This window comes from Microcystis sp. BLCC-F210 (genome assembly GCF_042134685.1).
Lineage (GTDB): Bacteria > Cyanobacteriota > Cyanobacteriia > Cyanobacteriales > Microcystaceae > Microcystis > Microcystis aeruginosa_D.
In genome coordinates, this window is record NZ_CP169647.1 from 4950687 (window position 1) to 4962407 (window position 11721).

7 protein-coding genes are annotated in these 11721 nt (G+C 38.5%); all 7 read left to right on the forward strand.

Annotated features, from left to right (window positions below; genetic code table 11):
* Positions 1–118 precede the first annotated feature (118 nt).
* The 7 genes from ACE3JL_RS24060 to ACE3JL_RS24090 all read left to right on the forward strand — a co-directional run bounded on the left by ACE3JL_RS24060 (position 119) and on the right by ACE3JL_RS24090 (position 11531).
* Entirely contained in the window at positions 119–688 is a 570-nt protein-coding gene (locus ACE3JL_RS24060) for a chorismate--pyruvate lyase family protein (protein WP_375329653.1), read from the forward strand.
* Between the two features lie 87 nt (positions 689–775).
* Complete coding sequence (locus ACE3JL_RS24065; RefSeq protein WP_271988172.1) at positions 776–1768, forward strand: methyltransferase; 993 nt, start codon at positions 776–778, stop codon at positions 1766–1768.
* A gap of 65 nt (positions 1769–1833) precedes the next feature.
* Positions 1834–2526, forward strand: coding sequence for a polyprenyl diphosphate synthase (gene uppS / locus ACE3JL_RS24070; protein ID WP_271988173.1), 693 nt, complete (start codon positions 1834–1836; stop codon positions 2524–2526).
* 58 nt (positions 2527–2584) lie between these two features.
* Positions 2585–6979: an amino acid adenylation domain-containing protein gene (locus ACE3JL_RS24075; RefSeq protein WP_375328567.1), complete on the forward strand. Its 4395-nt coding sequence runs from the start codon at positions 2585–2587 to the stop codon at positions 6977–6979.
* Between the two features lie 225 nt (positions 6980–7204).
* A complete protein-coding gene (locus tag ACE3JL_RS24080; RefSeq protein WP_271988175.1) occupies positions 7205–8242 on the forward strand; it encodes a methyltransferase in 1038 nt (345 codons plus the stop codon).
* Positions 8243–8244: 2 nt separating this feature from the next.
* On the forward strand, positions 8245–9462 hold the full coding sequence (locus ACE3JL_RS24085; protein ID WP_375328568.1) for a thioester reductase domain-containing protein: 1218 nt from the start codon (positions 8245–8247) through the stop codon (positions 9460–9462).
* A 56-nt stretch (positions 9463–9518) separates the two neighbouring features.
* Positions 9519–11531, forward strand: coding sequence for an ABC transporter ATP-binding protein/permease (locus ACE3JL_RS24090; protein ID WP_271988177.1), 2013 nt, complete (start codon positions 9519–9521; stop codon positions 11529–11531).
* Positions 11532–11721: the final 190 nt, after the last annotated feature.

Consider the following 11721-nt stretch of genomic DNA (forward strand, 5'->3'; position numbering starts at 1 on the left):
GTAGATTGTCAAGCTTAAGGTTGTTTTTATCCAGTTATAGCAAGATATCCAGAGAGCGCTTAGGCACATCGATGGGCTAACTTTAAATCTATCCAGCAAATTGAGGAATTATGTCATGATGCCAGCGAAACCAGCGAGTCGGTGTAAAATCGAGTTGCTAAAAAATAGTTTTAGCAAAACTCCTCTTAATCTGTCGGAGTTAAGCACACTCCAGCGAATCATTTTAATAACCGATGGGACTCTGACCGACATTTTAGAGATTTATTTGTTGGAAAAAATGTCAATTGTTAAACTGTCTGAAGAAGCGGTATATTTAGAGGAAGACTTGCCAGTTTTAGATATTGAAAAAGGTAGCAAAATTATCAAGAGAAAAATATTTCTTCGCAGTACAGTCAGCCAAAAAAAATTAATTTATGCCGAGTCTATTATTGTTATTGATAGACTAGACACCAAGTTTCAAGACGAGTTAATCAAGTCAGGAAAACCCATCGGTAAGCTTTGGTTAGAAAATCGGATGGAAACCTTTAAGGAAATCGTTGATTTATCTCAAGAGCGTGCGGGGGATTTGGCTGAGGATTTTCAAATCAGTCCAGAAGAAAAACTTTTTTCTCGTACCTATCGTGTTTTCTCTCAGAAGCAACCGATTATGATGATTACAGAAAAATTTCCTGAGAGTTATTTCGTCTAAAAATATCTCCAGAGTCATTCCATTAACAACTATCTCAACTTTGCTCATTCAATCATGTTTAATCTTCAGCGAGAAAATCCTGGGCAAATGTCTGATAGAGACACTGTCTTGCAGATGGTAAGGGGTTTTCAGATTAGCCAATGTATTTATGCGGCCGCCAAATTAGGAATTGTTGATCTGTTGGCCGATGAAACAAAATCTTATCAACAGTTAGCCACTGAAACCAATACTCATGCTGATTTACTTTATCGTTTTTTGCGGACGTTAACCAGTCTGGGGATTTTAGAAGAAACCCAACCCAACTATTTCCAAAACACTGCTTTAGCAACTTATTTAAGAGATAAGCAACAGGGAACTGTTCGCAATTTTCTGATGGCGGAAATAGAAGAAAGTTATGCTATTTGGGGAAATCTTACTCAAAGTTTAACCACAGGTCAAGGTGCTTTTGAGTCTATGTATGGTGTCAATATTGAAGAATTTCATCAACAAAATTCCGATCAAGCTGAAGTTTTTGATCAAGCAATGGTTGATATAACTGCAATTCAAAACCCCCTGATTTTGGCCGCTTATGATTTTTCTGTCGGGGAAATTGTCGCAGACCTTGGTGGAGGATACGGAAAATTTCTGGCTGCTATTTTACAAAAATATCCCCAGATTAAAGGGGTGCTATTTGAACAACCCTATTGTATTGAGCAGGGGAAATATCTACTAACACAAGAGAGAGTAATCGACCGTTGTAGTTTGATTCCTGGGAGCTTTTTTGACCCCATTTTCCTGAGGGCAGACATTTATTTATTGAAGAAAATTCTGCTCAATTGGGATGATCAAAAAGCCCTTGAAATTCTCAAAAACTGTCGTCAGGCTATGGACCCATCCTCTCGATTGTTAATCGTGGATCGAATTTTGCACAAAAATCGTTGGAAGGATAATTTAGCTGATCTCAATTTATGGATGCTAGGTTCAGGAAAAATTCGCTCAGAATCGGAATTTAGGGTATTGTTAGAAACGGCTGGCTTTCAAATAACTAAAATTATTGATACTCAGTCTATAGAGAGTTTAATTGAAGCTACTCCACTCTAAACCAGAAACTTAAATACCGCTCTGTTTGCCAAACTACTCAATTCAACCTTATTAGGAAAAATTTTATGACTAACAACATCTCTACTAAACCTCTCAAGCATATTGCCATCATTCCGGACGGTAACAGAAGATGGGCAAAAAATCAGGGCTTATCTCCCCAAGAAGGTCACAGAAAAGCATTTATAGAGGTGGCACCTTCCCTATTAAAAACGCTTTGGGATAAGGAAATTTACGCTGCGACATTGTGGCTGTTCTCCACTGAAAACTGGAAGCGCTCCGACAACGAAGTTGACAACTTAATGGCTGTTTTTAGCCAGTTTCTCAGCGATTTATTGCCCTTATCGGCTGAATACTCAGTACAGTTGCGACACTTAGGTAGAAAAGATCGCCTTCCTGACCATCTCTTGTCTATTGTTGAGGAGGTAGAGCATAGCACCAAAGGAATGACTGGTCACATCTTCAACTTTGCCCTAGACTACGGTGGTGAAGATGAGATAATCCGCGCAGTCCGCCGCTTGGTAGAAAAGGGGGTTAAACCGGAAGATATCGAACCTCATCAGCTAATGGATCAATTTTGTCCGCCGCCGGATCTGATTATTCGGACCTCTGGAGAATGTCGGTTATCTGGATTTATGCCCCTACAGAGTTGTTATAGCGAACTCTACTTTACAAATACCTTCTTTCCGGATCTAACTCCGGCAGATATTGAAGAAGCTATCCAGTGGTTTCAAAATCGCGAGCGTCGCTTTGGAAAATAGGATCAAGCAAATTAAGCCAACTATAGCCATTGAGTGAAATCAAATTACTTTATTTCCCATGACTCAATCTATTCATCAATTATTGGAACAGCAGGTACAACGCACCCCTGAAGCGATGGCTCTGATTGGGGAAAACTGGCAAATTAGCTATGAAAGCTTAAATCAAAAATCCAATCAACTGGCTTATTATTTACAAAAATATGGGCTAAAACCGGAAAGTCTCGTCGGTTTATCTGTGGAACGTTCCCCGGAAATGGTGATGGCCATTTTGGCTATTCTCAAAGCCGGATGCGCCTATGTTCCCCTCGACCCCGACTATCCCCCGGAGCGCTTGGATTATATGATACAAGATGCTCAATTATCTCTCATCATCACCAACAGTTATTTAATCGGTAAATTCGGGGACAATCAGAGAGTTAAATTTCTGAAATTGGATGAAGATTGGGAGCTAATTGCCCTGGAAAAGTCGGAAAATCCCGATATTGAAGTTAACCCCGAAAACCTCGCTTATATTATCTATACATCAGGTTCCACCGGAAAACCCAAGGGCGTGATGATTGAACATCGCTCTGTGGTTAATTTTATTGAAGTGGTTAAGACTACTGCTAATCTCAGTCAAAGCGATCGAATTTTACAATTTGCCTCGATTAGTTTTGATGTTGCTGTGGAGGAAATTTATCCTTGCTTAACTGTTGGTGGCACAGTGTTTTTGCGAACTGAAGCGATGTTAAGCTCATTTTCTAGCTTTATCCAAAAGTGTCGAGAATGGCAACTGACAATCTTAGATTTACCCACAGCTTTTTGGCAGACTTTAATTAGCGAATTAGCGCGAACTAAGGAACCCTTCCCTGAATCGGTGCGATTATTATTTGTGGGTGGAGAAAGTTTATTACCCGAAAAACTCAAACTATGGCAGCAATATATAGAAGAAATGTTACAAACTGGTAAACTCCGCCGAGTACCCCAATTAATTAACGCTTATGGACCGACAGAAACCACCGTCGAAGCAACCTATTGTGATTTATCTAATTATCAATTAACAGAAAACTGTACCTCTGTCCCTATTGGTCGTCCCATCAATCAGACACAAATCTATATTCTTGATCAGAATTTACAGCCTGTCCCCCAAGGAACTCAAGGGGAGTTATATATTGGGGGTATTAGTTTAGCGAGAGGTTATCTCAATCAGCTAGAATTAACCCAAGAAAAATTTATCAATAACCCTTTCAATCCCTCCGAACGGCTTTATAAAACTGGAGATTTGGGTCGCTATTTAGCCGATGGTGACATTGAATACTTAGGACGCATTGATAATCAAATTAAGATTAGAGGTTTTCGGGTAGAACTAGGAGAAATTGAGAACCTATTGATTCAACACTCAGCGATTGAGTCGGCGGCGGTTATCCTCAGCCAAGATCAATTAGGGGATAAACAGTTAATCGCTTATGTCGTTCCTCATCTAACTTCTGAGGATTCCTTAGAACAGGAAAAAACTCAACAAGAATATCTGGCTCTTTGGAAAACTGTTAATCAGCAAACTGACAGTCAAACCCCTATTCAAAGTGATCTTACTTTTAATATTATTGGTTGGGATAGTAGTTATGACGGACAGCCAATTCCCGAAGAAGAAATGCACGAATGGGTTGATAAAACCGTTGAACGCATTCAAGAATTACACCCAGAAAAAGTTTTAGAAATTGGCTGCGGCACCGGATTATTATTAACTCGAGTTGCCCCGGATTGTTCCGAGTATGTAGGTCTTGATTTTTCTCGTCCTGCTTTAGATCATATTCGGAAAATTCAGCAGACAATAGGCGGTTTAGATCATGTTACTTTGTGTGAACGAAGCGCCGATGATTTAGCGGGGTTGGAGTCAGAAAGTTTTGACACTGTTATCATCAACTCTGTGCTGCAATATTTCCCCAGTACCGCCTACCTACTGCAAGTTTTAGAAGGGTTGATTAAACGGGTTAAAAAAGGAGGTCATATTCTTGTTGGAGATATTCGTAATTTAGCCCTTTTGCCAACCTATTGTACTTCGGTAGAAGCTTATCGAGCTAATGATCATGTTCTTGCCTGCCAATTGCGAGAAAGAATTACCCGCAAACAACAAGCAGAAGAAGAGTTGTTATTACATCCCTTTTTCTTCCTAGCACTTCAACAAAAATTTCCTGAAATTACTCATGTGCAAATAAAACCCAAAACTGGGGTTTATGATAATGAATTAACTCGCTTTCGTTACGAGGCGATTTTATCTATCAATAGTTCCGTTGAACCGTTGACAGAGATTGATTGGTTAGACTGGCAAAAAGAACAACTGAACTTAGCCGAAGTTAAACGCATTTTAACTGAAGATCAACCGAGAAATTTAGGTATTTCTCGTATTCCTAATGCTCGTTTGAGTAAGGAGGTTAAGGTTCAACAATGGTTAGAAGAAACTGATCAAAGCGACTCAGTTAAGCAACTAAACCAGTGGCTAGGTCAGCAGCCGAAGCATGGAGTAGAAATTGATCGGATAATTGCTCTTGTTGAGGATTTACCTTATCACCTAGAGATTAGCTGGATTAACACCGATGCTACAGGATATTATGATCTAGTTTTTAGCCATAAATCTGCGCCATTCCAACCAGCAATTTTTCCCATTAGTTCTCCTATTGAAAATATATTTACCTATGCTAATAATCCAATCGAGATTAAATTTAAGCAGCAATTAGTATTAGAACTCAGTCAATTTATTAAAAGTAAATTGCCAAAATATATGCTACCCAATGCCATCAGTATTTTAGACAAATTGCCCCTTACACCTAATGATAAAATAGATCGTCTGGCCTTGTCAAAACTGGCAAAACCGAGTTATCTATTAACCAATGATAAAGCTAATTTTGTAGCTCCTCGTAATCGAGAAGAAGAAATATTAGCGAACTTGTGGTCTGAAGTTCTACAACTAGAGCCAATCGGTATTAATGATAACTTCTTTGAGTTAGGCGGAAATTCTCTCAAGGTCATTGTTTTATTGAATAGAATCCAAGAAAGGTTGAATAAAAACTTGCAGATGCTTGACCTATTTCAGTCGCCCACCATTGCTGAATTAGTAACTTGTCTATCAGAAAAATCATCAACATTTAACAGAATTGAAGCAACAAATCTCCAACCTGCCGACGAAATTCGTTATTATCCGCCCTCTTTTGCTCAAGAGCGATTTTGGGATTATCGTCATTTAGGCAGTTTTTATTATTTACCTAACTACTTCCATCTGGAAGGAAAGCTTAATGTAGCTATTTTTGAAAAAAGTCTTAATGAGATTATTCGTCGCCATGAAATTCTAAGAACAAAATTAGAAGAAATCAATGGTTCTTTAAAGCAGGTTGTCTATCCCAATACAAAGATCGCTCTTGCAATTATTGATCTGCAAAACCGCTCCAAAATAGAACAACAGCAAGAAATAGAAAGAATAACCCTAGAAAAAATCAAAAAAAAAGTTTTTCTCGACAAAGACCCTTGGTTGTTCGTTAATCTACTACAATTGTCGGAAACATCTCATATTTTGCTGATCGGTTTACACATCCTGCTGGCCAATGAACGATCTTCGGAAATATTAATGCAAGAGTTGACTCTTCTCTACGATACTTTCCTCTCTGATAACCCTTCTCCTTTGCCCGAATTACCCCTACAGTATGGCGATTATGTGATTGCCGAACGTCAATCTCTTACAGAAGAAGGACTAAAAATAAGGCGTGACTATTGGCAACAGTGGTTAAGTCGAGAACCCCAACCTTTAAACCTTCCCACTGACAGACCGCTACCAGAGGTGCAAAGCTTCCAGGCGGCCACTCTAGAAACGGAGATTTCCCCTGAACTGACTACTCAGTTAGAAATTTTGAGTCAGAAACAAAAAGTGACTTTTTTTACCACCATCGCCACTACCTTTGGACTTTTACTCCATCAGTACGCTCCGAAGGAAAGTCTCGTTATCGGCGTTCCAGCGATTGATGGCAATCAGTGGCAATTTGACTCTATGATGGGAGATTTTGGTAAAATGCTGACTTTAAGGCTTGATTTTGGCGAAAATGACGACTTTTTCCACCTATTAAAACGGGTTCAAGAGGAGATGCTTGCTGTCATCACTCACCAAGATGTCCCTTTTGAGCAAATCGCCAAAACCTTTGACCCGCCGATAGAGCGAAATAAACGCTTTTTTAGAGTGTATTTAGACTTTTTGCAAAAAGCTCCCAGAGAGCATTTAGAATTATCGGGTTTGAATGTCACCCCCATACCGATTAAATTATCAATGGCAAGAGTAGATTTAGGCGTATTGTTCTGGAAAAAAAATACCCCTTCCGGAACTGTTCTTCAGCTATGGTGGAAGTATAAAAAAGATTTGTTTGAAGCGGATACCATCGCTAGGATAGCGTCAAATTTTGAAAATTTATTAGAGGTAATCGTCAATCAATGAAATCAACTCAATCTCATCTTTTCACTACAACTCGTTGGCATAATACCTGCTTAATGGAAGCTCTGGTTTTTGCTGTTTCTGGTCAAACTGAAGGAATAATACAGTCAAGCCTAGAATTGTTGACAACTAAGGTAAAATCGTTAATAATTTAGAGAAGGATTTATTCTTAGCAAAAAATACTTTTTTTAGGAAATCCGTAAGCTCAATCAAAAAGGCAATTAAATTATGTTTAATCTTTCCAGAGAAAACCCAAACCAAATATCTCCCAGAGACACCGTTTTACTGATGATTAGGAGTTTTCAGATCAGTCAATGTATTTATGCTGCCGTAAAATTAGGAATTCTTAATCTGTTAGGAGATGGCTCAAAACACTATCAAGAATTAGCGAAGGAAACTAACACTCATGCTGATTCTCTTTATCGTCTTTTACGAACTTTGGTCAGTTTAGGAGTTTTGCAAGAAAATCAACCGGATTATTTTCAAAATACTCCCTTAGCGGCTTATCTAAGGGATGATCAAGTGGGAACTTTACGCAACTGGCTAATTACCGAGATAGAAGAAAGTTATGCTTGTTGGGGCAATTTTACCCAAAGTTTAACCACTGGTGAAGGAGCCTTTAAATCCATGTATGGTCTTGATATTGAGGAGTACCATCGAGAGAATCCTAGCCTCAATAAAGTTTATGATCAATCAATGAATGATATAACCATATTCCAAATAGCTAAAATATTAGAAGCTTATGACTTTTCCTCTGTAGAAGTATTAGCAGATATTGGTGGCGGTCAGGGAAAACTGATTGCTGCTATCTTAAAACGTTACCCTCAAATAAAAGGGATACTTTTTGAACAGCCATACTCCCTTGAAAAAGCCAAAAATTTATTGAAACAGGAAGGGGTAAGCGAACGCTGTGAGTTGATAAGTGGAGATTTTTTTGAATCGGTTCCCGTCGTAGCGGATGTTTATTTACTCAAGCAAGTTTTGCTCAGTTGGAATGATCAACAAGTGGTTAATATTCTCAAAAACTGTCGCCAGTATATGCCTTCCACATCTCGATTATTAATTGCAGAAAGAATTATCCGCAAAATTTATTGGAGAGACAATTTAGCTGATCTACAGTTATGGATGCTTCATTCAGGAAAAATTCGCTCAGAAAATGAATTAAAAGTCCTATTAACAAGCGCTGGATTTCAAATAGATAAAATTATTGACACTATGCCTGTACAGAGTTTGATCGAAGCAAGTCCACTCCCTAAATTAAATTAGATATGTCCTCGCAAAGCATGAGCAATCAAGAATGTATTCCAGATTTTAAAACAGAAGCTATTCTCAATCCTGATATTAGTTTTGACAGTCCTCTGAAGGAGGATATTGACGAGCCAAAATCAATTTTTTTAACCGGTGCCACTGGATTTTTAGGGGCTTATTTGCTCAGGGAACTGATCGATCAAACCACCGCTAATATCTATTGTTTAATTCGTTGTCATACTTTAGAAACTGGTAAACAGCGACTAAAAGAAAACCTACAATCTTACCAACTTTGGCAGCAACATTTTGATGATCGTATTATCCCAATGCTTGGCGATTTAGCTCAACCATTGTTAGGTCTTTCTGAGAAAGAGTTTTGTCAATTAGCCACCGAGATTGATGTTATTTATCATAACGGATCAGAAAACGACCCGATCACCCCTTACTCCCAAATGAAAACGGTTAATGTTTTGGGAACTCAAGAGATTCTTAAGTTAGCCGGACTAAGAAAAACTAAACCAGTTCATTTTATCTCAACAGTCGCCATTTTTTTTAGTCAGGCTCAAAGACAAGATACCCCCATTAGAGAGACGGACTTTCCTCTATTTTCTCCCAGTTTAAATACGGGCTATAAACAAAGCAAATGGGTGGCTGAAGAATTAATACACCTAGCTCAAAAAAGAGGTTTGCCTGTCTCTATTTATCGACCTACAAGAATTATGGGTGACAGCAAAACTGGAATTTATAGAAAATCAAATAATTTCTTTTTTCAGTTTATTCAAATATGTATTAAATTAGGAAAATTTCCGACTTTTGATGTGGATATCAATATTATTCCCATTGACTATGCCAGTCAAGCTATTGTTTATCTCTCAAGGCAAAAGCAACTTTCAGGAAAAACCTTTCATTTAGTTAATCCTGAATCAATTTCATGGCAGAGACTTTTTGAACTAATTAATGCCTGTGGTTATGCCACTGAAGCGGTATCCGATAAAAATTGGTTAGTGATGGTTGAAAATTACCTTTTTGAGCAGGGAGGAGAAAAAGCCGTTAGTTCTTGGTTCCCAATTATTTTAAAATCAGCTAAAATGATTGGTCAGACAAAGCCTCGCTTCGATGCTTATCAAACTATCGAAGGATTAGCCCATAGCTCAATCGTTTGTCATCCTCTCGATTTATCCCTGATCTCTATTTATTTACTTGCTTGGAAAAAATATGAGACAAAAATGTTAAACTAGCAAAGGCTCAACTGCTGCCCGACTACCAATAGCGTCAACCCCTTTTTTTTGGAAATATGTCAACCCAAGTTGCTGAAAACAAAAATGCACTTGCTTCTTTTAACCAATTTTTGAAAGATGTCAAGGCGATAACTCAACCTTACTGGTATCCGACCGAACCAGGCGCAAGAAGCTTTCCCGAGGTAATTCGTGGCTGGGGAATGCTATTTTTGCTAATTTTTCTAATCCTCGGTTTAGTAGTCGTAACGCTTTTTAATAGTTTTGCTATTCGTCGCTTGATTGACGCAATTGTACAACAGGGAGACTATGCCAAATTTAATCAGGAATTGATCGCCTATGTGATTGGGCTGATTTTGGTGACACTGCTAGTCGGTTACAGTAAAAATATTTCCAAAAAAATTGCTTTGCATTGGTATGAATGGCTAAATGGTCAGGTTTTAACTAAATACTTCCATAAACGTGCCTATTATAAAATTAATTTCAAATCTGATATTGATAATCCTGATCAACGCATTGCTCAAGAAATTGAACCGATCACCAGTAATGCTCTTAGCTTTTTCTCATCTTTTCTAGAAAAAAGCCTGAAGATGCTTGTCTTTTTAGTAGTGATCTGGACGATTTCTCAGCGGATCGCTATTCCGCTACTTATTTATACAGTCATCGGTAATTTTATCGCCCTTTATTTAAACCAAGAATTAATCAAGATCAATGAAAAGCAATTAGCTTCAAAAGCTGATTATAATTATGCGTTAACTCACGTTCGGAATCATGCTGAATCCATCGCCTTTTTTCGGGGGGAGAAAGAAGAATCAAATATCATTCAGCGAAGATTTAAAAAGGTATTAGATGATACTCGAAATAAAATTGATTGGGAAAGAGGGAACGAACTGTTTGCTAGGGGCTATCAGGCCGCTATTCAAGTATTTCCCTTCTTAATTCTGGGACCTTTGTATATTAGAGGTGAGATCGATTATGGACAGGTGGAACAAGCTTCCACAGCCTGTTATATATTCGCTACTTCTTTGGGAGACCTGATCACTGAATTTGGCATTTCGGGACGATTTTCTAGTTATGTTGAACGTTTAAATGAGTTTGCGACTGCCCTAGAAACTGTTACTCAACAACCAGAGAATGTCAGCACGATCAAAACTATCGAAGAAAATCATTTTGCCTTTGAGAAAGTCACTTTACAAACTCCCGACTATGAGCAGGTAATTGTCGAAGATCTATCTCTTTCTGTTCAACCCGGTGAAGGATTACTAATTGTTGGCCCTAGTGGCCGCGGCAAAAGTTCCCTCCTACGAGCAATCGCGGGTTTATGGAATTCTGGTACGGGAAGTTTAATGCGGCCTCCCCTTGAAGAAATTCTCTTTTTACCTCAACGTCCCTACATTATCCTGGGAACCTTGCGGGAACAATTGCTCTATCCTCAGACCGATCGTGAGATAACTAATACCGAAATTCAAGCAGTATTACAACAAGTCAATTTACAAAATACCCTAAGTCGGGTGGATGAATTTGACTCTGAAAAACCCTGGGAAAACATTCTCTCCCTAGGAGAACAACAACGTCTAGCCTTTGCTAGGCTCTTAGTTAATCCCCCCAGTTTTATCATTTTAGATGAAGCAACCAGCGCCCTAGATTTAGTCAACGAAAGGATTCTATATGAGCAATTAAAAGCTCGTAAGACAACTTTTATTAGTGTCGGTCATCGAGAAAGTCTCTTTAATTACCATCAATGGGTTCTAGAACTCTCGGCCGACTCTAGTTGGGAACTCTTGACTGTGGAAAATTATCGCCTTAAGAAAGCGCAAGAAATGTTTACTAATACTCCTAATGGCAATTCTCTAAAACCCGATATTACCATTAATCATGAGTCAGCATCCCCAGAAACACATCAGTCTCTTGAGGGACTTTCTCATCAAGAGATAAAACTATTAACCAACTTATCGATCTCTAGTGTTCGTAGTAAAGCTAGTCGCGGAAATTTGATCGTAGCCAACGATGGTTTTACCTATCGTTATGACAAAAATCCTCAAATCTTAAAGTGGCTTAAAATCTCACCTTAAGCTCTCTGGCCGGAAAAGATTGATATAATCACTTAATAGCCAGACCTCGAATCGACCCTAGAACTTGGACAAACCCGACAGCTGTCTAACGATGCCAGCAATTTAACTACCAGTTTCTACCAACAACAATTGACCGATAATATGGGATAAGAGGCTATTGAAGCTAAATTTTGTGAAAACTTCTCACTCA